This window comes from Mixta tenebrionis (genome assembly GCF_006517625.1).
Classification (GTDB): Bacteria; Pseudomonadota; Gammaproteobacteria; order Enterobacterales; family Enterobacteriaceae; genus Mixta; species Mixta tenebrionis.
In genome coordinates this window covers 333890-355241 of the sequence record NZ_VHQI01000001.1, presented here as the reverse complement: position 1 = coordinate 355241, position 21352 = coordinate 333890, and the positions used below count along the sequence as shown (strand labels likewise).

Annotated in this window: 22 protein-coding genes; 14 read left to right on the top strand and 8 right to left on the bottom strand. The window is 56.9% G+C overall.

Features of this window, described 5'->3' with window-relative positions:
• Positions 1–2 precede the first annotated feature (2 nt).
• The 12 genes from plsX to ptsG all read left to right on the top strand — a co-directional run bounded on the left by plsX (position 3) and on the right by ptsG (position 11534).
• Positions 3–1037, top strand: a complete 1035-nt coding sequence (plsX, locus tag FKM52_RS01620; RefSeq protein WP_141174452.1) for a phosphate acyltransferase PlsX — start codon at positions 3–5, stop codon at positions 1035–1037.
• Positions 1038–1043: 6 nt separating this feature from the next.
• Positions 1044–1997: a beta-ketoacyl-ACP synthase III gene (locus FKM52_RS01615; RefSeq protein ID WP_141174451.1), complete on the top strand. Its 954-nt coding sequence runs from the start codon at positions 1044–1046 to the stop codon at positions 1995–1997.
• 15 nt (positions 1998–2012) lie between these two features.
• Positions 2013–2942 (top strand): ACP S-malonyltransferase, encoded by a 930-nt coding sequence (fabD, locus tag FKM52_RS01610; RefSeq protein WP_141174450.1) that lies wholly within the window; start codon positions 2013–2015, stop codon positions 2940–2942.
• Between the two features lie 12 nt (positions 2943–2954).
• On the top strand, positions 2955–3689 hold the full coding sequence (fabG, locus tag FKM52_RS01605) for a 3-oxoacyl-ACP reductase FabG (RefSeq protein WP_141174697.1): 735 nt from the start codon (positions 2955–2957) through the stop codon (positions 3687–3689).
• Positions 3690–3843: 154 nt separating this feature from the next.
• Positions 3844–4080, top strand: a complete 237-nt coding sequence (gene acpP / locus FKM52_RS01600) for an acyl carrier protein (protein ID WP_038626777.1) — start codon at positions 3844–3846, stop codon at positions 4078–4080.
• A gap of 86 nt (positions 4081–4166) precedes the next feature.
• Entirely contained in the window at positions 4167–5408 is a 1242-nt protein-coding gene (fabF, locus tag FKM52_RS01595) for a beta-ketoacyl-ACP synthase II (RefSeq protein ID WP_141174449.1), read from the top strand.
• Between the two features lie 125 nt (positions 5409–5533).
• Positions 5534–6337, top strand: a complete 804-nt coding sequence (gene pabC / locus FKM52_RS01590) for an aminodeoxychorismate lyase (RefSeq protein ID WP_141174448.1) — start codon at positions 5534–5536, stop codon at positions 6335–6337.
• A 13-nt stretch (positions 6338–6350) separates the two neighbouring features.
• Entirely contained in the window at positions 6351–7376 is a 1026-nt protein-coding gene (gene mltG / locus FKM52_RS01585; RefSeq protein ID WP_141174447.1) for an endolytic transglycosylase MltG, read from the top strand.
• On the top strand, positions 7366–7995 hold the full coding sequence (gene tmk / locus FKM52_RS01580) for a dTMP kinase (protein WP_141174446.1): 630 nt from the start codon (positions 7366–7368) through the stop codon (positions 7993–7995). Before mltG ends, tmk begins: the two co-directional genes overlap by 11 nt.
• A gap of 2 nt (positions 7996–7997) precedes the next feature.
• Positions 7998–8996, top strand: a complete 999-nt coding sequence (gene holB, locus FKM52_RS01575; RefSeq protein WP_141174445.1) for a DNA polymerase III subunit delta' — start codon at positions 7998–8000, stop codon at positions 8994–8996.
• A gap of 15 nt (positions 8997–9011) precedes the next feature.
• Positions 9012–9812, top strand: a complete 801-nt coding sequence (locus FKM52_RS01570; protein WP_141174444.1) for a metal-dependent hydrolase — start codon at positions 9012–9014, stop codon at positions 9810–9812.
• 288 nt (positions 9813–10100) lie between these two features.
• Entirely contained in the window at positions 10101–11534 is a 1434-nt protein-coding gene (gene ptsG, locus FKM52_RS01565) for a PTS glucose transporter subunit IIBC (RefSeq protein WP_141174443.1), read from the top strand.
• Positions 11535–11692: 158 nt separating this feature from the next.
• Here ptsG and FKM52_RS01560 read toward each other — a convergent pair whose 3' ends face one another.
• From FKM52_RS01560 to FKM52_RS01525, 8 genes are all read right to left on the bottom strand, one after another.
• Positions 11693–12463: a DeoR/GlpR family DNA-binding transcription regulator gene (locus FKM52_RS01560; RefSeq protein WP_141174442.1), complete on the bottom strand. Its 771-nt coding sequence runs from the start codon at positions 12461–12463 to the stop codon at positions 11693–11695.
• Positions 12464–12494: 31 nt separating this feature from the next.
• Positions 12495–12926 (bottom strand): PTS sugar transporter subunit IIA, encoded by a 432-nt coding sequence (locus tag FKM52_RS01555; RefSeq protein WP_141174441.1) that lies wholly within the window; start codon positions 12924–12926, stop codon positions 12495–12497.
• Between the two features lie 132 nt (positions 12927–13058).
• The gene (sgcQ, locus tag FKM52_RS01550) at positions 13059–13865 is read right to left on the bottom strand and encodes a BtpA family protein SgcQ (protein WP_141174440.1); all 807 of its coding nucleotides are present in this window, start codon (positions 13863–13865) and stop codon (positions 13059–13061) included.
• A gap of 13 nt (positions 13866–13878) precedes the next feature.
• Positions 13879–15192 (bottom strand): PTS sugar transporter subunit IIC SgcC, encoded by a 1314-nt coding sequence (gene sgcC / locus FKM52_RS01545; RefSeq protein ID WP_141174439.1) that lies wholly within the window; start codon positions 15190–15192, stop codon positions 13879–13881.
• A 12-nt stretch (positions 15193–15204) separates the two neighbouring features.
• On the bottom strand, positions 15205–15483 hold the full coding sequence (gene sgcB, locus FKM52_RS01540; protein ID WP_141174438.1) for a PTS sugar transporter subunit IIB SgcB: 279 nt from the start codon (positions 15481–15483) through the stop codon (positions 15205–15207).
• 14 nt (positions 15484–15497) lie between these two features.
• Positions 15498–16601 carry a M42 family metallopeptidase gene (locus FKM52_RS01535; RefSeq protein WP_141174437.1) on the bottom strand — a complete coding sequence of 368 codons (1104 nt, stop codon included), beginning with the start codon at positions 16599–16601 and terminating at the stop codon, positions 15498–15500.
• 885 nt (positions 16602–17486) lie between these two features.
• Positions 17487–18626, bottom strand: coding sequence for a beta-galactosidase BglB (gene bglB, locus FKM52_RS01530; RefSeq protein ID WP_141174436.1), 1140 nt, complete (start codon positions 18624–18626; stop codon positions 17487–17489).
• 10 nt (positions 18627–18636) lie between these two features.
• Positions 18637–20229 carry an MFS transporter gene (locus FKM52_RS01525; protein WP_141174435.1) on the bottom strand — a complete coding sequence of 531 codons (1593 nt, stop codon included), beginning with the start codon at positions 20227–20229 and terminating at the stop codon, positions 18637–18639.
• Between the two features lie 366 nt (positions 20230–20595).
• On the opposite strand from FKM52_RS01525, the gene hinT reads away from it, so the two are divergent.
• Together hinT and FKM52_RS01515 are read left to right on the top strand one after the other, a co-directional pair.
• Entirely contained in the window at positions 20596–20946 is a 351-nt protein-coding gene (gene hinT, locus FKM52_RS01520; protein ID WP_141174434.1) for a purine nucleoside phosphoramidase, read from the top strand.
• Between the two features lie 20 nt (positions 20947–20966).
• Positions 20967–21335, top strand: a complete 369-nt coding sequence (locus FKM52_RS01515; RefSeq protein ID WP_141174433.1) for a YcfL family putative periplasmic lipoprotein — start codon at positions 20967–20969, stop codon at positions 21333–21335.
• Positions 21336–21352: the final 17 nt, after the last annotated feature.

The window sequence follows — 21352 nt, the reverse complement described above, 5'->3', positions numbered from 1 at the left end:
CTTTGACACGTTTGACCCTGGCCATTGATGCTATGGGCGGGGATTTCGGTCCCTGCGTGACAGTGCCTGCAGCTTTGCAGGCACTGGCCTTACACTCGCAACTTCAGCTTCTTCTGGTCGGCGATCCCGCCGCTATCACGCCATTACTCGCTAAAGCTGATTCCGCTGTAAAGGGGCGTCTGCAGGTTATCCCTGCCGAATCGGTTATCGCCAGTGATGCCAAACCCTCTCAGGCTATCCGCCACAGCCGCGGTAGTTCGATGCGCGTCGCGCTGGAGATGGTGAAAGAAGGCAAGGCCCAGGCCTGCGTCAGCGCCGGAAATACCGGAGCGTTGATGGGGCTGGCGAAATTATTGTTAAAACCGCTGGACGGCATTGAACGCCCGGCGTTAATGACCGTGCTGCCGCATCAGCAGCGCGGCAATACGGTGGTGCTTGATTTAGGCGCCAACGTCGAATCCGACAGCGCCATGCTGGTGCAGTTTGCCATTATGGGAGCGGTGATGGCCGAGGAGGTGTTGGCTATCGGGCAACCGCGCGTGGCGCTGCTGAATATTGGCCACGAAGAGACCAAAGGGCTGCAGTCGATCCGTGAAGCGGCGGAGCAGCTCAGGGCATCGCCGCAGATCAATTATATCGGCTACCTTGAGGGCAACGATCTGCTGACCGGCAAGGCTGACGTGCTGGTTTGCGATGGTTTCGTCGGCAACGTCACGCTGAAGACCCTGGAAGGCGTGGTAAGGATGTTCCTGTCGCTACTGAAATCTTCAGGCGAAGGGAAAAAGCGGGCGTGGTGGATGAAGCTGCTGGAGCGCTGGATTAAGCGTCGTCTGGCGCAACGCTTCGGCCATCTCAATCCCGACCAGTACAATGGCGCCTGTCTGTTAGGATTGCGCGGCACGGTGATTAAAAGCCACGGCGCGGCGAATCAACGCGCGTTTGCCGCAGCAATCGAACAGGCAGAGCAGGCGGTGCGGCGGCAAGTCCCGGAGCGGATTGCCGCGCGCCTTGAGGCTGTATTAGCCAGGAGTGATTGAGCGGACATGTATAGCAAAATAATCGGTACGGGCAGTTATCTGCCCGCTCAGGTACGGACCAACGCCGATCTGGAAAAAATGGTAGAAACTACCGATGAGTGGATTGTTACCCGTACCGGCATTCGCGAACGTCGTATCGCCGCCCCGGATGAAACCGTGGCGACCATGGGCTTCGCCGCCGCCGGGCGCGCGCTGGAAATGGCGGGCGTCGACAAAAATGATATCGGGCTGATTATTGTCGCCACTACCTCAGGCAGCCATGCGTTCCCCAGCTCAGCCTGCATGATCCAGAATATGCTGGAAATCAAAGACTGCGCGGCGTTTGACCTGGCGGCAGCCTGCGCAGGCTTCACCTACGCCCTGAGCGTGGCCGATCAATACATCAAAAACGGCGCGGTGAAACATGCGCTGGTGGTGGGCGCCGACGTGCTGGCCCGCACCCTCGATCCAGACGATCGCGGCACCCTTATTCTGTTTGGCGACGGCGCCGGCGCCGCGGTGCTTTCCGCCAGCGAAGAGCCGGGCATCATCTCTACCCATCTGCACGCCGATGGCCGCTATGGCCAGCTGCTGACGCTGCCCTATCAGGATCGCGCGACGCAGGATCGGCCGGCTTATCTTACTATGTCCGGCAATGAAGTGTTCAAGGTGGCGGTTACCGAACTGGCGCATATCGTTGATGAGACGCTGGCGGCCAATAACCTTGAGCGCACGCAAATCGACTGGCTGGTTCCGCATCAGGCCAACCTGCGTATTATCAGCGCCACGGCGAAAAAACTGGGTATGGGCATGGATAAGGTGGTGGTGACGCTGGATCGTCACGGCAATACCTCTGCCGCTTCCGTACCGGCGGCGCTGGACGAGGCGGTGCGCGACGGGCGGATTAAGCCCGGTCAGCTGGTACTGCTGGAAGCCTTTGGCGGTGGTTTCACCTGGGGCTCGGCGCTGGTTCGTTTTTAATCGAAGGAACAAAAGATGACGCAATTTGCAATGGTTTTCCCAGGCCAGGGTTCGCAAACCGTTGGCATGCTGGCCGGTCTGGCTGCAAATCACCCGATTATTGAAGCCACCTTTAAAGAGGCTTCCGATGCGCTGGGTTACGATCTGTGGCAGCTGACCCAGCAGGGACCGGCCGAAGAGCTGAATAAAACCTGGCAGACGCAGCCTGCGCTGCTGGCCGCCTCGGTAGCCATCTATCGTTTATGGCAGCAGCAGGGCGGTCAGATGCCGTCGATGATGGCGGGCCATAGCCTGGGCGAATATTCTGCACTGGTGTGCGCGGGCGTTATGAACTTTGCCGATGCGATCAAACTGGTCGAGCTGCGCGGCAGGCTGATGCAGGAAGCCGTTCCGGCGGGCACCGGCGCCATGCAGGCGATTATCGGCCTTGACGATGCGGCAATCGCGCGGGCGTGTGAAGAGGCGGCGCAGGGCCAGGTGGTTTCGCCGGTCAACTTTAATTCGCCGGGTCAGGTGGTGATAGCCGGCCATAAAGAGGCCGTAGAGCGTGCGGGCGCCGCCTGTAAAGCGGCGGGCGCAAAACGTGCGCTGCCGCTGCCGGTCAGCGTGCCCTCTCACTGCGCGCTGATGAAGCCGGCGGCGGAAAAACTGGCGGTAGCGCTGGAAAATATTATTTTTAACGCACCAACCTTACCGGTTGTAAACAATGTTGATGTAAAATGCGAAACCTCACCGGAAGCTATTCGCAGCGCGCTGGTTCGTCAGCTCTATAGCCCGGTACGCTGGACAGAAAGCGTAGAATTTATGGCGGCGCAGGGCGTTAGCGCGCTGCTGGAAGTTGGACCGGGTAAAGTGCTTACCGGTCTGACGAAGCGTATTGTCGACACTCTGACAGCCTCGGCGGTAAACGATGCCGCCAGCCTGGCAGCGGCGCTTGAACAATAAACGAGGATAATGATGAGTTTCGAAGGAAAAATTGCTCTGGTGACCGGCGCGAGTCGCGGCATCGGACGCGCCATCGCCGAAACGCTGGCGGCGCGCGGCGCGAAAGTTATCGGTACCGCTACCAGCCAGAACGGCGCAGATGCGATCGGCGCTTATCTGGGAAATCAGGGTAAAGGCTTACTGCTGAACGTTACCGATCCGGCGTCAATTGAAAGCGTCCTTGAAAATATTCGCGCCGAATTTGGCGAGGTGGACATTTTAGTCAATAATGCTGGCATTACGCGTGATAATCTTCTGATGCGCATGAAGGATGATGAGTGGGATTCCATTCTGGATACCAATCTGACCTCCGTGTTCCGCCTGTCTAAAGCGGTAATGCGTGCGATGATGAAAAAACGCGCGGGCCGTATTATTACCATTGGCTCCGTTGTGGGCACTATGGGTAATGCGGGTCAGGCGAACTACGCGGCTGCCAAAGCGGGTTTAATCGGCTTTAGCAAATCACTGGCGCGCGAAGTTGCGTCACGTGGCATTACCGTTAACGTTGTGGCGCCGGGTTTCATTGAAACCGACATGACGCGCGCGTTGAGCGACGAGCAACGCGCCGGCATTCTGGCGGAAGTCCCGGCGGGCCGTCTTGGCGGCGCGCAGGAAATCGCCAGTGCCGTCGCATTTTTAGCCTCTGACGAAGCAGCGTACATCACCGGTGAAACGCTGCATGTCAATGGCGGAATGTACATGGTCTGATAATTACGAAAACTATTTGCGTTAATTGCGGCAATAGCCGCAAAATAACGTCAAATCGTGGTTGGACCAGCCGGGATTGAGTTGCATCTTTTCCAACTTTTTATACACTACGAAAACCATCGCGAAAGCGAGTTTTGATAGGAAATTTAATAGTATGAGCACTATCGAAGAACGCGTTAAGAAAATCATCTCCGAGCAGCTTGGCGTTAAGCAGGAAGAAGTCACCAACGAAAAATCTTTCGTTGAAGATCTTGGCGCTGATTCTCTTGATACCGTTGAGCTGGTAATGGCTCTGGAAGAAGAGTTTGATACTGAGATTCCGGACGAAGAAGCTGAGAAGATTACTACTGTTCAGGCTGCTATTGATTATATCAATAACCATCAGGCCTAATGAACACCCATCAGGCGGTCATTCGACCGCCTGAGTTTTTTGTTCACTTCACATAGTGTCAATCTTTCCCTCCCTGGAGGATGAACGTGTCTAAGCGTCGTGTAGTTGTGACCGGTCTTGGCATGTTGTCTCCTGTCGGCAATACCGTAGAGTCAACCTGGAGTGCTCTCCTTGCCGGGCAGAGTGGCATCAGCCTGATCGACCATTTCGATACTAGTGCCTACGCAACGCGTTTTGCTGGCTTAGTAAAGGATTTTAATTGTGAAGAAATCATCTCGCGCAAAGATCAGCGTAAGATGGATGCCTTCATTCAATATGGAGTTGTCGCTGGCGTACAGGCCATGCAGGATTCCGGCCTGGTTATTACCGAAGAAAACGCGCCCCGTATCGGTGCGGCGATTGGTTCAGGCATTGGCGGGCTGGGGCTGATTGAAGATAATCATGCCTCGCTGGTGCAGGGCGGGCCGCGTAAAATCAGTCCGTTCTTTGTGCCTTCTACCATCGTTAACATGATAGCCGGCCATTTAACTATCATGTATGGGATGCAAGGCCCCAGCATTGCCATCTCTACCGCTTGCACTACCGGCGTTCATAACATCGGTCAGGCGGCGCGTATCATCGCCTATGGCGATGCGGATGTGATGCTGGCGGGCGGCGCGGAAAAAGGTAGTACCCCGCTGGGTATTGGCGGCTTCGGCGCGGCGCGCGCGCTCTCCACGCGTAACGATAACCCGCAGGCGGCAAGCCGCCCGTGGGATAAAGATCGCGATGGTTTCGTGCTTGGTGACGGCGCGGGCATTGTCGTGCTTGAAGAGTACGAACATGCCAAAAAACGCGGCGCGAAAATCTATGCCGAGCTGGTAGGCTTTGGCATGAGCAGCGACGCCTATCACATGACTTCGCCGCCGGAAAACGGCACGGGCGCCGCTCAGGCGATGCTTAACGCGTTGAAAGATGCGCAGCTGTCGCCAGAGAAGATCGGCTACGTCAATGCACACGGCACCTCGACGCCGGCGGGCGACAAGGCTGAAGCGCAGGCGGTGAAATCGGTGTTCGGCGCCGCGGCGTCAAGCGTGATGGTCAGTTCGACCAAGTCGATGACCGGTCACCTGTTGGGCGCTGCGGGGGCGGTGGAGTCTATCTACTCTATCCTTGCGCTGCGCGATCGGGCCATTCCGCCAACGATCAATCTCGATAACCCGGATGAAGGCTGCGATCTCGATTTCGTGCCGCATACCGCGCGTCAGGTAAAAGATCTGGAGTATACGCTGTGTAACTCCTTTGGCTTTGGTGGTACCAACGGCTCGCTGATTTTCCGGCGCGTCTAGGTCTGTTCCTTTGCCGCTAAAAGGCCCGCTGTGCGGGCCTTTTTTACATCCGCCAATAGCGCTTTCGTCGCTTGCTGGCGGAATGGGCTTAACCGGCAGTCATCGCGTTCACACTGGGTATAAGCATGTTTTGGATTAACGGAGAGCCGCAGCAGCAGATCGCCATCGGCGATCGCGCTTTGCAGTACGGTGACGGCTGTTTTACCACCGCGCGCCTGCGCCAGGGTAAAATCGACTGGCTGGAGGCGCACCTGCAGCGGCTGCGCGAGGCAACCTCGGTGCTCAAAATTAATGGCCTCGACTGGCGACTGCTGAAGCAGGAGATGCTGGCTGCCGCGCAAAGCTGGCCGCAGCCAGAGGGCGTGCTAAAGGTTATTCTTTCACGCGGCGCGGGCGGGCGCGGCTACAGCGGCGTTGATTGCCGACAGCCGACGCGCATTATGATGCTGGCGCCCGCGCCGGGCCACTATGCCGCGCTGCGCGTAAACGGCGTGCGTCTGGCGACCAGCCCGGTGCGCCTCGGCATTAACCCGCTGCTGGCCGGCATCAAACACCTTAACCGCCTGGAGCAGGTACTGATCCGTGCGGAGCTGGAGCAGAGCGGGGCGGAGGAGGCGCTGGTGCTTGACATCGAGGGCAGGCTGGTGGAATGCTGTGCGGCTAATTTATTCTGGCGCCGGCAAAAACAGCTGTTTACCCCGGCGTTAAGCGGGGCGGGAGTCAATGGAATTATGCGCCGGCATGTTATCAGCCTGGCGCGGCGGCATGGCTACTTTTGTCACGAGGTGCGGGAAAAGCCGGAAGTGCTGGCGGAGGCGGATGAGGTATTTATCACCAACGCGCTGATGCCGCTGCTGCCGGTACGTCAGATCGATAACTGGCGCTATCAATCCCGCATGCTCTGTCAGCTGCTGGCGCCGGATTGTTAAAAATGGATCAATCATGAGTGGTAAAATAAAAATTGCGGCGGCGGCATTGCTGCTGCTCGTCGTCGTCGTCGCTGCCGGCTGTTACTGGCAGGTGCTGCGCTTTGCCGCTGCGCCGTTGACGATTAACCAGCAAACTCTCTTTACGCTGCCAGCCGGCACCGGACGGGTGGCGCTGCAGGCCCGGCTGGAGAGCCAGCACATTATCGCCCCTTCGCCCTGGTTCGGCGCGCTGCTGAAGCTGAAGCCGGAGCTGGCGAAGTTTAAGGCGGGCACCTATCGTCTGGAAAAGGGGATGAGCGTGCGCCAGCTGTTAGCCCTGCTGGCCAGCGGCAAAGAGGCGCAGTTCCCGGTGCGCTTTACTGAAGGTACGCGCCTGCAGGATGTGCTGCGCGAGCTGCGCAAGTCGCCCTGGGTGAAGCATACGCTGGCAGACGATAGGCCTGCGACGGCCGCCGCGGCGCTAAAGCTGCCTGAGGGTGAAAGCCTGGAAGGATGGCTCTGGCCCGATACCTGGCTTTATACCGCCAATACCAGCGATGTGGCGCTGCTACAGCGCGCGCATCAGCGCATGAAGTCTGAGGTTGCCGCTATCTGGCAACATCGCCAGCCTGACTTGCCCTACCGCTCGCCGCAAGAGCTGGTCACCATGGCCTCTATTATTGAGAAGGAAACGGCGATCGGCGATGAACGCACCAGGATCGCTTCGGTATTTATTAACCGTCTGCGCATCGGAATGCGTCTGCAAACCGATCCCACGGTGATCTATGGCCTGGGGGAGAACTACAACGGCACGCTGACGCGTAAGGATCTGGAAACCCCCAGCCCTTACAATACCTATATCATTAACGGGCTGCCGCCGGGGCCTATCGCTCTGCCGGGCAAGGCCTCGCTGGAGGCGGCAGCGCAGCCGATAAAAAGCAACTATCTCTATTTTGTTGCCGATGGCAAGGGCGGGCATACGTTTACCACCAACCTTGCCAGCCATAACCGGGCGGTTAAAGCCTGGCGCATGACGATGAAGGAAAAAAATGAGCGGTAAATTTATTGTGATTGAAGGCCTGGAGGGCGCAGGCAAAACCACCGCGCGCGACTGCGTGGTGGAAGTGCTGCGCGCGCGAGGCGTTACCGATATCGTTTTTACTCGTGAGCCGGGCGGCACGCCGCTGGCGGAGAAGCTGCGCCAGCTGATTAAGCAGGGGCTGGAAGGCGAAAAGATTACCGATAAGGCGGAGCTGCTGATGCTCTATGCGGCGCGGGTACAGCTGGTGGAAACGATAATTCAGCCCGCGCTGGCGCGTGGCGCGTGGGTGGTGGGCGATCGCCACGATCTCTCCTCACAGGCCTATCAGGGCGGCGGACGCGGTATTGACGCCCGGCTGATGCAGACGCTGCGCGATACCGTGCTGGGCGCGTTTCGTCCTCATCTGACGCTTTATCTGGACGTCACGCCTGATATCGGCCTGCAGCGCGCGCGCGCGCGCGGCGAACTCGATCGTATTGAACAGGAGTCGCTGGCGTTTTTTGAACGTACCCGCCAGCGCTATCTTGAACTGGCAGCGAACGACGCGACCGTTAAGATTATCGATGCGACGCAGCCGCTGGCAGAGGTGACGTTGTCACTTAAACGGGCGCTGCACAGCTGGCTGGCGGAGCAGTAATAATGAACTGGTATCCATGGCTTAATCCGGTGTATCGCCAGGTTATCGGTCAGCATCAGGCCGGGCGCGCGCATCATGCGCTGCTGGTGCAGGCGCTGCCGGGCATGGGCGATAGCGAGCTGATCTGGGCCATTAGCCGCTGGCTGCTCTGTCAGCGGCGCGACGGGCTGAAAAGCTGCGGCCGCTGTCACGGCTGTCAGCTGATGCTCGCCGGAACGCACCCTGACTGGCATCGGCTGGCGGCGGAGAAGGGCAAAAGCGCGCTGGGCATCGATGCAGTGCGTGAAGTGAATGAAAAACTCTATCACCATGCGCAGCAGGGCGGCGCGAAGGTGGTCTGGCTGCCCGATGCCGGCCAGCTGACCGAAGCGGCGGCGAATGCGCTGCTGAAAACCCTGGAAGAGCCGCCGCAGAACAGCTGGTTCTTTCTCAGCAGCGCGGAGCCGTCGCGGCTGCTGCCGACGCTGCGTAGCCGCTGTCTGCGGCTGCACCTGGCGCCGCCGGATGAGCGGCAAAGCCTGGCCTGGCTGCAGAAGCAGGAGGCCGGCGCGCCTGAGGCGATGCTGGCCGCGCTACGCTTAAGCAGCGGCGCGCCGGCGGCGGCGCTGGCGCTGCTCGATCAACAGCTCTGGGCGCAGCGTCAGGCGCTGTGCGAGACGCTCTCCAGCGCGCTGGACGAGGATGTGCTGACGCTGCTGCCGCAGCTGAATCACGATAATGTCGTCGCGCGTATCGGCTGGCTCGCTTCATTACTGACGGACGCGCTGAAGTGGCAGCAGAGCGGCGATCGCTTTATTACCAATGTCGATCGCCCTCAGCTGGTGCGGCAGCTGGCGCAGCGCCTGCCGGCGGCGGCGCTGGATAAAAGCCTGCGTCAGTGGCTGCTGTGCCGGGATCGCCTGAGTCGCATCGTGGCGGTCAATCGCGAGCTGCTGCTGACTGAACAGTTACTGAACTGGGAAACGTTGCTAAAACCGGCGACATCGTCGTCGGTTCAATAACCAAAGAGAGTCGTTATGTTTTTAGTTGATTCCCACTGCCATCTTGATGGCCTGGACTATGAGACGCTGCACAAAGACGTTGACGATGTGCTGGCGAAAGCCGCCGCGCGCGACGTCAGGTTTATGCTGGCGGTCGCCACCACTTTGCCGGGCTTCCGGGCAATGGCGCAGCTGCTGGGCGATCGGCCCAGTATCGCCTGGTCCTGCGGCGTGCATCCGCTTAATCAGCAGGAAGAGTGGGATTTTGCCGAGCTGCGTCAGCTGGCTGCCGATGCGCGCGTGGTGGCGTTAGGGGAAACCGGGCTGGATTACTACTATCAGCGGGAAACCATGGCGCGTCAGCAGGCATCCTTTCGCGAACATATCCGCATCGGACGCGAGCTGAACAAGCCGGTTATCGTGCATACGCGTGACGCGCGGGAAGATACGCTGGCTATTCTGCGGGAGGAGCGGGTTGAAGAGTGCGGCGGCGTGCTGCACTGCTTTACCGAAGATCGGGAAACCGCAGGCAAGCTGCTGGATATGGGATTTTATATCTCGTTTTCCGGCATCGTCACCTTCCGTAACGCGGAAGCGTTGCGTGAGGCGGCGCGCTATGTGCCGCTGGATCGTCTGCTGGTAGAGACGGATTCGCCTTACCTGGCGCCGGTTCCGCACCGCGGCAAAGAGAATCAGCCTGCGTGGACGCGAGACGTGGCCGACTATATGGCGGTGCTGAAAGGGGTGGATATTGAGACGCTGGCGCAGGCCACCACGCAGAATTTCTCCGATCTGTTCCACGTTCCGATGGAACGCCTCACCGCTACTGCGGTTTGATCTTTATTTTACTGCTCGTAATTAATCCCTGAAAAACGTAAAGTGCAGCGCGGAAAAGGGCGCGCTGCGACTTTTTTCAGTATAAAAGTTGGCAAAAAAATAAAAAATATTCTAAAGATTAGCCGCCTGATAGACGAAACGTGACAGGTATCAAACAAAAACGGCAGGATTTATTTTACCCTTCGTAATAAATCCAGAGGGCCTGATAAGCCCCAATGACGCAAGATCCTCCCTCTTGCGCCCGCGTACTACGCGACTAAAAGCACTCATACTCAGGAGTTCCACAATATGTTTAAGAACGCATTTGCAAACCTGCAAAAGGTCGGTAAATCGCTCATGCTACCGGTATCGGTGTTGCCGATTGCCGGTATTTTATTGGGCGTCGGCTCGGCAAACTTCACCTGGCTGCCTGCTGTTGTTTCACATGTCATGGCGGAAGCGGGCGGCTCGGTGTTCGCTAATATGCCGCTGATTTTCGCTATCGGCGTGGCGCTGGGCTTTACTAATAACGATGGCGTCTCGGCGCTGGCGGCCGTGGTCGCTTACGGCATCATGGTGAAAACCATGGCGGTGGTCGCGCCTCTGGTGCTGCATTTGCCGGGGCAGGAGATTGCCGATAAGCATCTGGCGGATACCGGGGTGCTGGGCGGTATTATCGCCGGCTCCATCGCCGCCTATATGTTTAACCGCTTCTATCGCATTAAGCTGCCTGAGTATCTGGGCTTCTTTGCCGGTAAACGTTTCGTTCCGATCATCTCTGGGATGACGGCGATTGTTCTCGGCGTGGTGCTCTCCTTTATCTGGCCGCCGATCGGCAGCGCGATTCAGGATTTCTCACAGTGGGCCGCCTATCAGAACCCGGTTGTCGCCTTTGGTATCTACGGCGTGATTGAGCGTTCGCTGGTGCCGTTTGGTCTGCACCATATCTGGAACGTACCTTTCCAGATGCAGATCGGCGAATTCACCAATGCGGCTGGTCAGGTGTTCCACGGCGATATTCCGCGTTACATGGCGGGCGACCCGACCGCGGGCAAACTCTCCGGCGGCTTCCTGTTCAAAATGTATGGTCTGCCGGCTGCCGCTATCGCTATCTGGCATTCAGCAAAACCGGAAAATCGCGCGAAAGTGGGCGGTATCATGATCTCCGCGGCGCTGACCTCGTTCCTGACCGGTATTACCGAGCCGATCGAGTTCTCCTTTATGTTCGTGGCGCCGATCCTGTACGTTATCCACGCGATTCTGGCAGGTCTGGCTTTCCCGATTTGTATCCTGCTCGGTATGCGTGACGGCACCAGCTTCTCGCACGGCTTGATCGACTTTATCGTGCTGAGCGGCAACAGCAGCAAAATCTGGCTGTTCCCGATTGTGGGTATCATCTACGGCCTGATTTACTACGCTATTTTCCGCGTGCTGATCGCGAAACTGAATCTGAAAACGCCTGGCCGTGAAGATGCGACGACCGAACAGAGCACCGGCACAGCCAACGAAATGGCGGCAAACCTGGTCACGGCGTTTGGCGGTAAAGAAAACATCACCAACCTCGATGCCTGTATTACCCGCCTGCGCGTTAGCGTGGCTGACGTTGCTAAAGTCGATCAGGCTGGCCTGAAAAAACTGGGCGCCGCCGGCGTGGTGGTTGCGGGTTCCGGCGTACAGGCTATTTTCGGCACCAAGTCCGATAACCTGAAAACTGAAATGGATGATTACATCCGTAACAGTTAATCACTGCCGTATCCGGCAAAGGCGAGCTGCGGCTCGCCTTTTTTATGCCCCAGATTAAACCACCGGCGACGGTGGTTTACGGCATGTGGCCCCGCGCGCCGTTCAGGAAACTAAAAAGATAGCCCGGCAGGCAGCGCTGTGGTTAACCACAAGCAACGTCACACAATGATAAGATTGCAGCCCGCCTGTTGATAGCGCAGGCGAACAGCGGCAGGCAAGGCGCCGTCGCTGATAATGGTATGGATGCAGGAGAGCGTGGTTACCGCGTGGGGTTTCACCGTATCGAATTTCGTGTGATCGGCCATCAGGATAACCTTTTGCGAACGCTGTATCAGGCGTTTTTTCACCCCGACCTCAAACATGGTCGCGTTGGTCACGCCGGTCTCCAGCGACAGGGCGTCGCAGGAGATAAAGGCGCAGGCTACGGAGAAAGCGTTAATCATCTCCAGCGCCAGGCTCTCGCCGACGGAAAAATAGCCCGGACGGATAAGGCCGCCAATGATATAGCTCTCTACATACGGAAAGGAGCCCAGCTCATTGGCGATTTTAATATCGTTGCAAATCACCTTGACCCTGGCATCGGTCAGGTTTTTCGCCAGCTCCAGGCAGGTTGAACCGGAATCGAGAAAGAAGCAGTCTCCATCGTTAATCAGCGTGCGGGCAAACGCCGCGATTTCTCGCTTGGCTGCGCCCTGCAACGTTTTTTTCACGTCGAACACATACTCTTTATTATCGGCGCTGTCGTCAAAATCGATCCGCCCGTGCCCGCGAACCATGCCGGGATAGCGGTTGGCGATATAGTGAAAATCCCGACGTACCGTAGCTTCGGCGTAGCCAAAAAGCTCAATGGCCTGCTGGCTGGTAAGATGACGATGCTGCCACAGATAGTGCAGCATCTGTTTGATGCGGTCAGGTCGCGGTTGGCCCATCTTGTTCTCGCTCCTCTGGTATGGCGGCAGACTATGCGCGCAGTAGCCGGTACAGCGCCTCATCGGTTTGCGCCTGGCGCAGCGCCGCTACGCGCTCCGGCGAGTCGATCAGCTCGCTGATGCGCTGAATGGTGCGGATATGCGCATCGGCGTCCGTGGCGCTGGCGCTAATTAAGAGCCACACCGGATCGCACTCTTCATGACCAAAAGCGACCGGCGTCGCCAGCGTCGTTACGCAAATTTGATTATGGTTCGCTCCCTGTTCCGGCCGCGCATGCGGCAGGGCGATGCCGGGCGCCAGCAGATAGTACGGTCCCCAGCTAAGGGTATTGTCGATAATTCCCTGCAGATAAACGGGCTCTGCGGCGCCAAAGGCGATCAGCGGGCGAGTAGCGATCTCCAGCGCCTGTCGCCACTCCTGCGCTTCGCGCCGCGCCTGAACCCACTTCATATCATTAATCATCGGTCGTTGACTCCTTGCCGCGTTGGGTTACGCTTGATAACGATCCCCGCCGGTACTTTTGGCGAAGGCGGCGGGGATCGGTAGAAACGTTATCGTTCTCTACAGGGGATAAGCGTCATGCTTATCCCTTTTTTACTGGCGAATTTGATGCACTTTCTCCATAAAGCGCGCCACCCGCGCCCGATCGACAAAGTTGGCAAAAACGCCATCCTTCTTAAACGTTGTGGCAGTGACGCAACCGTCGGCGATGTTCAGCTGTTCCTCAACATTTTCCAGGCAAACGCCGGTATTAGCCAGCACTACCGTATTCGGCACCGTTTCCTTCACGCGCTTTAGCAGTTCGCTGTCGGTACGCACGCCGGCGGTCAGACCGGAAACGCACAGCGCGTCAGGATTGTTGTTGAAGACGGTGGATTTGGCGATAGAACAGATATCACGGTTACCCAGATAAACCGCGGCTTCCGGCACAATGTTAAACAGGGTTTTAACCTGACCGGCGCCGATGCGATGCTGATGACGAATGGTTTCCCCCACGTTGGTATCCCAGACGCCGAAATCGCTGGCGTAGGCGCCGGTAAAAATTTCACGAATAAACTTCGCCCCGGTCGCCATCGCTAAATCAAAGGATGCGACGGGATCCCACAGCACGTTCACGCCAAAGGGAACGCGAATCTCCTCCATCAGCTGCCCGATAATGCGCGCCATGGCCGCCGTGGTTTCCGGCCTGACCCTGGTTAAGTAGGGCAGACTGAACTCATTCGAAAACATCACCGCGTCAACCCCGCCGTTCTGTAAGGCCAGCAGGTCATCTCTGGCTCTGTCGATTACCCAGTTCATGCCTTTTGCGGCGTCAAAACCGGGATCGCCGGGCAGCGCTTGCAGGTGACACATCGCGATAACGGCCTTCTCTGTTCCAATTACCTCTTTCAGCCAACTCATTCAGGAGTGCTCCTTATTCTGGTAGTTCACGTTTACGTAACAAAAAGACGACGCCTGAGACAAGCCCAACGGCGACGATGACGCCCGGAACGCCGAACAGCATAAGTTCCGCCAGCGACCAGCCAAACATATTCCCGACGGACAGGGCGGTGATCTGCGCGTTGTCGCTGGCGAAGCTAAAGCCGCCGTTCAGCGCCATAGCGGTAAAATAGGGGGCGAACTGCGTGGCGATCAGCAGAACGGTAACCATGACGATAACGCCGCTGATCAGGGTGCGAATCAGATCGCCGCGGTGAATAACCGTCGCCATGCAGATAAAGAACGGGGCAACGGGCAGGTCAGCCAGCGGCAGAACTTTATTGCCTGGTAAAATGCTCGCCAGAATCAGCATCACCGGGATCAACAGCAGGCCGACGGCGATGGTGGTGGGATGGCCCAGCGTGACCGCAGTATCCAGCCCGATGTAGACCTCACGCCCTTTAAAACGGGTCTGAAAAAATTTGCGCGCGCCGTCGGAAATGGGCATTAATCCTTCGACAATAAGACGAATCATGCGGGGAAACAGCACCATAATGGCGGCAACGGTAATCATCAGGCTGGCGCAGCCTTTAAAACCTTCGCCGGCCGCCAGGCCAAATACCAGGCCCAGCACCACGCCGATAATCACCGGATCGCCAACCATGCCGTAGCGTTTCTGGATCTCCTGCGCATCCACGTTGCGGCCTTTCAGCAACGGGATCTTTTCGTAAACCGCATCCAGCAGGATAAACAGCGGCACCGAGCTGGAGCCATAGCCCTGCGGAATGGAGATACCCTCCAGCCCGACGATGCTTTGCACCCGTTTCGCCGTCCAGTCCGCCATTTTTAGCGACAGCGCCGCATGACAGATCGCCCCCAGCACGCCATAAGCCAGGCTGCCGGTCATCAGCTGGACGACCGATCCGGTAATTGCGTAGTGCCAGTAGTTGTAAATATCGACATTCATGGTTTTGGTCAGGCGGGTAACCAGCATGCCGACGTTCAGCAAAAAAATAACCGGAATGATCATCGCGCCGATGGCGGTGGCATAGCCCACGCCGGAGGCGGGGCCTGCGCCAACGTCAAAAACGTGCAGGGTCAGGCCGAAGCGCTCAATCATCACCTTGATCGGCGGGCTGAGGTTATCGATCGCCATCACAATGACCAGACCCATGCCGACAAAGCCGATGCCTATCGTTACCCCGGCTTTAATCGCCTGCAGCAGAGGTATACGAAAGATCAGACCGATCGCGATCATCACAATGGGAACGAAAACCGTACCTCCCAGAGACAGGATGTAGTCAAACATAATGCCTCCTCGTTATTGCGTTAGCAGCGCCTTGATTTCTTGCTTTAACGCATCGTCATTTATCCCCGTCAGCAGCGGCGCGCCGTTAAGCGTCGGGATGCCATAATCGGTACTGGTGCGCATCGAGGTGATAATGAGATCCATGCCGTTACAGTTAAAGGGTATTTCGCTCAGGCAGCACTGGGCGGTGGTGGCGGCAATATTTTGTTCGGCGAGAAAAGCCTGTAATTTTGTTGCAATCATCGTTGAAGTCGACATGCCGGTACCGCATGCTACAAGGATCTTTTTCATAGTGGTTGTGCCTTTTATAGAACGCCTGTATCAGGCTCGATGGGAAAATGGGCTGACGGCATCGCGGCAAGCGCGGTAAGGAGTTGAATACAGCTGGCTAAATCGCGCAGGCTGGCCACCTCAGCCGGGGAGTGGGTGTAACGGCAGGGAATAGAGAGGCTGGCGCAGGGAATGCCGCCCTGTTCGACCTGGATATATCCCGTTTCGGTAATCACGCCCGGCGCCACCTCCCGCTGTACCGGAATATTGCGTTCACCGGCGGTAGTTTCCAGCATCTGAATCAGACGCGGCGGCGTAATCAGCCCCGCCAGCGTGCCGCGGCCGTGGTAGTTGAGGCAGGTAATGCCCACGCCCTGGTTTACCCTGACTTCCGAATAATCATCCAGGTCGGGGGTGTCGCAGGAGGGAGTGATATCGATACCGATCGCCAGGTCGGGCTTCACGCGCTGCAGCACCGGCAGGATGCCGCGAATATTAAACTCTTCCTGCACCGAAGCGACCAGGTAGACCGCGATATCCAGCGGCGTTTCACTTATCGCGTCGGCGACGCCCAGCAGCGCGGTACAGCCCAGACGATCGTCAAGCGCCTTGCTGCAAACCAGATCGTTGCCCAGCATTTTCGGCGGGTTATAGAGCGTGACGGGCGTTCCCACTTTGATTCCCATACGTTCGGCATCGGCCTTATCTTTGGCGCCGATATCGATCCAGAGTTTATCTATAGAGGGGGACTGGGTACGCTCATCGCCCTTAGCGAAGTGGTAGGCCTTAATGCCAATACAGCCTGTGATCGGGCCGTTGCTGCCCGCCAGCGTGACTATCGAGCCTGGCATGGTAATTTGCGCCGGGCCGCCGACGCGTTCAAAGCGTAAAAAACCGGAGGGTTCTATTTTGCGCACCATAAAACCCACTTCATCCATATGGGCAAATATCATCAGGCGTAACGCATCGGTTTTATCGCTGCCGAAACGGGCGACAATATTACCTAAGCGATCGCGCCAGACTTCTTTTGCATGGCGACTGAATTCCTGCTGCATCACATCAGCGACGCTATTTTCAAACCCTGATATAGCATTAAGCTGTAAAAGACAGAACAAACTATCTTTAATTGAAAACGACATAATTTTCTCCGAGGCGTAAAGCAATCAACCGCTGAGCATTTATAAGGGGGAACTGAGTGAATAATTGTGAGACGTGTCATACTACATAGGGAAAAAATAGCAGTTGGATGATAATGTGACGCCCATTAAATAAAAACGCTCAGCCGAAATGTCATATTCGCCGCCGGCAGATTAACCCGTTATGCCGCCGGCTGCTTTTCTCTCACTCGTAAGCGGTAGGGCGCAAACAGCCGCTAAGGCGCTGTCGTATGGCGCAATAGTGTAATGTTATTTAACTGTCAGCGATGCGGGGCGATACAGATTATTTTTCAGGCGGCAATGGGTGAATAATTGATCAATAGATTATTGGCGCTACTGTTTATTTCATTAATGTTGCGAGCCGGGCGTCGCGTCGGCCAGTTAAAAACCGCTATTGCTGAACCACTGGCGGCTGTAGTTTACGGCCCTATTTTCCAGCGCTTAATTTTCTCTGAATCTGTTCACTGCCGCATTATTATTAGCGCCAGCTTTTGCCGTGGACGATAAAAATCAGTTTTATCGCGTCGGTAATAAATAGCAGAGCGGCGGCAATGGCGTATTTTTAGTTTTAAAAAATTCCTTTATTATTTTTTCTGTTTTTTTGCGGGGAGTAATTAGCGCTGAATCAGTAAAATCTGGCGTTGCGGTTATTACGGCGCGCCATACTAACCAGACAGCAAATGCCGCGCTGAACGGCGACATATTGTGCCTCAACCGCGCTGGCGTAGCCCGGCTGAGGTAAAAGGCGTCGTCGCAGCAAAAAGGCGCTACGGCAGGGGATGTCGGTGACAGTTAAAGCGTGCCGGCGCCGGCTAACAGAACGCATACGGCCCCGTAGTCGGGGCCGTCGGCAGCAGAGAGGCGGCGTCAGAGATAAACGCGCAGATACTCGGTCAGGCACAGCAGCGCCATTGCCTGGCCGTAAGGCATTGAGGTCAGCGGGATCTGGCGATAGTAGTCCAGATCGGCGCCCATGGCGGTGCCGAATGAAACCTGCGTCAGCTCGCCGTCGTGATTAATATGATCGATCACGCCCTGTACCGCCCGTTCCGCCATCGGCAGATAGTCGCGAGAGAGATAGCGCTTACGCACCGCCTTTAACATACCGTAGGCGAAGCCGGCGGTGGCGGATGCCTCCAGGTAGCTGTCGCGATCGTCCAGCAGCGTATGCCACAGGCCGCTCTCATGCTGCCACTGCTGAAGCGCCGCCGCCTGGCTTTCCAGCACCTGTTGCAGGAAGCGGCGCGTCGCGTGCTGTTCCGGCCAGCCCATCAGCTCGATAAATTCCGGGATGACGATAGTCAGCCAGCTGTTGCCGCGCGCCCAGCGCGCTTTAGCGAAATTATGGTTGCCGTCGAAGCTCCAGCCGTGGAACCACAGCCCGGTTTCCCGATCCATCAGGTACTGTACGTGCAGCAGGAACTGATAGCTGGCTTCCTCCACATATTCCGGGCGGTTGAGCAACTTGCCGATTTTCGCCAGCGGCAGCACGCTCATCATCAGCGTATCGTCCCACAGCTGCTGGTGGTTTTCGTTGTTATAAACGATATGTTGCAGGCCGCCCCGTTCGGTGCGCGGCATCTCATACATTACCCAGTCGGCCCAGCGTTCCAGGACCGGCAGCAGCGCCGGGTTGCGCGTCTCTTCATAACGGTAGGCCAGCGTCAGCAGCGGGCAAACGGTATTGACGTTTTTGGTCGGGGTTCCTTCCGCCAGGCGTTCACGAAACCAGTCGTCGATAATCGACAGCGTTTTTCGATCGCCGGTTTGCTGGTAGTAGTGATACATGCCGTACAGCCCGATGCCGTGCGTCCACTCCCAACCGGCCCAGCCTTTGGTATCGATAACGCGTCCGTCATCCAGCCGCAGCAGGAACTCGCCGCTCTCATCAACGATCGCCACTAAGTTATCGGTCAGTTTTTCAATCAGCTGCACCAGCTGGGCGCGGGGCAGTAAAAATTCAGGCTGACGTAGCAGGGCACTATGTTTTACCGGAAATACAGTCATCGTTCAGATCCTATCGTTTCAAAGAGTGTGACAGCGCCGTATCTGCGGCCTGTTCGGGACGCAGCGCCGGAGCAGGAGATTTATGGCGGTTAAGGAAGCCGATATTGTTATTGCCCCACAGGTTTTCATAGGGCAGCCCGGCGAGCGTTTCCACCGTCGCGCGCGCTTCAGGCGTAATGCGCTCCGGTACCGGACGGCCCGCCTGGCGCATCTTGCTGGTTTCCTCACGCAGTATCGAGTGTGTCTGCAGGTTGAGACGGAAGCGCAGCGAAATCAGAAAGCCGATCGCGAGAACGCACAGCGTGCCGACGCTGAGGATTAGCAGAATGGTATGCTGTACGGTATCGCTCTGCTGCGCCTGGCCGGAAACAAAGCCGGAAAGCTGTAGCACAATACCCACCAGCATCACGGCGCCCGCCTGCGACGCCTTACGCGTCAGGGTCATAATGCCGGCGAAGATGCCTTCGCGACGCTGCCCGGTGATCACCTCATCGACGTCGGCGATATAGGTATAGATATTCCAGGGAACGTAGTTGATGCCGCCACGCCCCAGGCCCGCCAGCGCGGAGATAAATACCAGCAGCGCCATATTATCGTTCATGCCGCTGTACCACAGGCCGGCGTAGGAGAGGGCGCTCAGCGCGAACAGCGTTACCACCAGACGGTAAGAGGGCGCCGGCCCAAGACGGATGCAGAGCGGGATCATGCCCATAACCGCGATAAACTGCAGAATCGCCATCGTCCCCATCAGGCTGGAGGCGATCTGCGCGCTCTGCATCAGCACAAACACCACATACCAGGTGAACACGGCGTTAAATACATCCTGCGCAATATAGCCGCCAAGATACATGCCCAGATGCTGCCGGAAGATACGCACGCGCAGCGTTGAGGCCAGCTCGACGTAGAGGCGTTTCAGGCTCTGCGCCAGCGTCAGCTGCCGCTTCTCTTCTTCAGCGCGCCGCGATTCCGCGGAAAACTCCTCTGCCGGGCGCTCCCAGGTATAGAACCAGACCAGCGTCAGCACGATGGCGCAGATAATGGAGAAGACCAGGCTGGCGTAGAAAAAAGAGATGGCGTTATCTTTGCCGAAGTGGTTAATCAGCACGCCGGGCAGGAAGGCGGCGAGGATGGCGGAAAGCTGCGCCAGGGCGATACGCGCGCCGGAAAACTTGGTTTTCTTTTTGAAATCGTCGGTCATCTCCGGCACCAGGGTTTCATAAGGCACCAGGATCATGGTGTAGACGATATCGAACAGCAGATAGGTCAGCAGATAGTAGAGATAGCTCATCTCTCCTACCCACATCAGGCTATAGCTGAATACGCAGGGAATGCCGAGCAGAATAAAAAACTTGCGTCGGCCGAAGCGCTTGCCCAGCCAGGTGGAACCGAAGTTATCGGTAAGAAAACCCATTAGCGGGCTGATGATGGCGTCAAGCACGCGCGCCATGGCGAAAATGAAGGTGGCCTCAATCGGCGACAGGCCGCAGAAAGTGGTATAGAAATAGAGCAGCCACGCTGCCGTCAGGGCTGTGGTGCCGGCGCCTAAAAAGTCGCCCGATCCATAAGCCAGATAGTGCCGTAAACCGATTTTACGCGCTGGCATTGTTTATCTCCTCGTTATGACCACGGATAAATCGCCTGAACTGCAATAGCTCAGTGGGATTACCCAGAAGGTAAAGTGGCGGGAGCGCGCAAACCTTCGCATTTTTGCTGCGGTCAACAGCAGACTGGCAAAAAAGCAAAGGAAAACCTGCCGTGTGTCTAATTTATAAAACGGTGTTTTATTTTGCATGACAGGCGCGGGAAGTTTTGCGAAAAACCGCGCAAAAAAACGTGCTGGTCGCCAGAAAGCGTACAAAAAAGTGGCACTACGGCCGGTGAAAGCAAAGAAAAGCGGCGGGAAGGTTGAAAGAAAACGAAATTGTCGCTCATACTGCCATAACTTACCTCTTTGCTAAGGATATGCCTCATGGCTGAAGAAACTATTTTCAGTAAAATTATTCGTCGTGAAATCCCTGCGGATATTGTCTATCAGGATGAACTGGTCACCGCTTTCCGCGATATTTCACCGAAGGCGCCAACCCACGTGCTGATCGTACCGAACATTCTGGTGCCGACCGCAAATGATGTTAGCGAAGCGCATGAGCAGGCGATGGGACGTATGTTTACCGTTGCGGCGAAAATCGCCAAAAAAGAAGGCATTGCCGAAGATGGCTACCGGCTGATTGTTAACTGCAACCAGCATGGCGGCCAGGAAGTGTACCATATCCATATGCACCTGGTCGGCGGCTGTCCGCTGGGGCCGATGCTCAGCGCTTAATCTGCCAGCGGAACTCCACTATGCGCGCCTTATTTGCCAGCCTGCCGCTGGCTTTGCTTTTGACCGCCTGCAGCAGCGACAAACCGATGATCGATACCTCGCAGTCGCTGATTATGGAATCCTCCGTCCTGTCGGCGGGCATTCTTACCAGCAAGCCGGTACTGACGGAAAAAGCCGGACAGCAGCGGGCGGTAAGCCTGCTGGAAAACCAGCAGAGCAGGCCGGTTACCGTTCACTATCGTTTCTACTGGTATGATGACAAAGGGCTGGAAATACAGCCTTTTGAAGCGCCGCGCACCGTAGTGGTGCCCGGAAATCAGCGGGTGGAGATCGGCTCGCAAACGGGCAATCTGATGGCAAGTAAAGTTCGTCTCTATCTTTATCTGTAAGGGGAAAAGCCGTGTCC

Coding starts and splice junctions, on each gene's coding strand:
- fabD (WP_141174450.1), top strand. CDS start 2,013: ATGACGCAATTTGCAATGGTTTTCCCAGGCCAGGGTTCGCAAACCGTT.
- bglB (WP_141174436.1), bottom strand. CDS start 18,626: ATGACTGTATTTCCGGTAAAACATAGTGCCCTGCTACGTCAGCCTGAA.
- fabG (WP_141174697.1), top strand. CDS start 2,955: ATGAGTTTCGAAGGAAAAATTGCTCTGGTGACCGGCGCGAGTCGCGGC.
- FKM52_RS01560 (WP_141174442.1), bottom strand. CDS start 12,463: ATGGGCCAACCGCGACCTGACCGCATCAAACAGATGCTGCACTATCTG.
- mltG (WP_141174447.1), top strand. CDS start 6,351: ATGAGTGGTAAAATAAAAATTGCGGCGGCGGCATTGCTGCTGCTCGTC.
- FKM52_RS01535 (WP_141174437.1), bottom strand. CDS start 16,601: ATGTCGTTTTCAATTAAAGATAGTTTGTTCTGTCTTTTACAGCTTAAT.
- sgcB (WP_141174438.1), bottom strand. CDS start 15,483: ATGAAAAAGATCCTTGTAGCATGCGGTACCGGCATGTCGACTTCAACG.
- tmk (WP_141174446.1), top strand. CDS start 7,366: ATGAGCGGTAAATTTATTGTGATTGAAGGCCTGGAGGGCGCAGGCAAA.
- FKM52_RS01555 (WP_141174441.1), bottom strand. CDS start 12,926: ATGATTAATGATATGAAGTGGGTTCAGGCGCGGCGCGAAGCGCAGGAG.
- FKM52_RS01525 (WP_141174435.1), bottom strand. CDS start 20,229: ATGCCAGCGCGTAAAATCGGTTTACGGCACTATCTGGCTTATGGATCG.
- acpP (WP_038626777.1), top strand. CDS start 3,844: ATGAGCACTATCGAAGAACGCGTTAAGAAAATCATCTCCGAGCAGCTT.
- hinT (WP_141174434.1), top strand. CDS start 20,596: ATGGCTGAAGAAACTATTTTCAGTAAAATTATTCGTCGTGAAATCCCT.
- ptsG (WP_141174443.1), top strand. CDS start 10,101: ATGTTTAAGAACGCATTTGCAAACCTGCAAAAGGTCGGTAAATCGCTC.
- sgcC (WP_141174439.1), bottom strand. CDS start 15,192: ATGTTTGACTACATCCTGTCTCTGGGAGGTACGGTTTTCGTTCCCATT.
- pabC (WP_141174448.1), top strand. CDS start 5,534: ATGTTTTGGATTAACGGAGAGCCGCAGCAGCAGATCGCCATCGGCGAT.
- FKM52_RS01570 (WP_141174444.1), top strand. CDS start 9,012: ATGTTTTTAGTTGATTCCCACTGCCATCTTGATGGCCTGGACTATGAG.
- FKM52_RS01615 (WP_141174451.1), top strand. CDS start 1,044: ATGTATAGCAAAATAATCGGTACGGGCAGTTATCTGCCCGCTCAGGTA.
- sgcQ (WP_141174440.1), bottom strand. CDS start 13,865: ATGAGTTGGCTGAAAGAGGTAATTGGAACAGAGAAGGCCGTTATCGCG.
- FKM52_RS01515 (WP_141174433.1), top strand. CDS start 20,967: ATGCGCGCCTTATTTGCCAGCCTGCCGCTGGCTTTGCTTTTGACCGCC.
- holB (WP_141174445.1), top strand. CDS start 7,998: ATGAACTGGTATCCATGGCTTAATCCGGTGTATCGCCAGGTTATCGGT.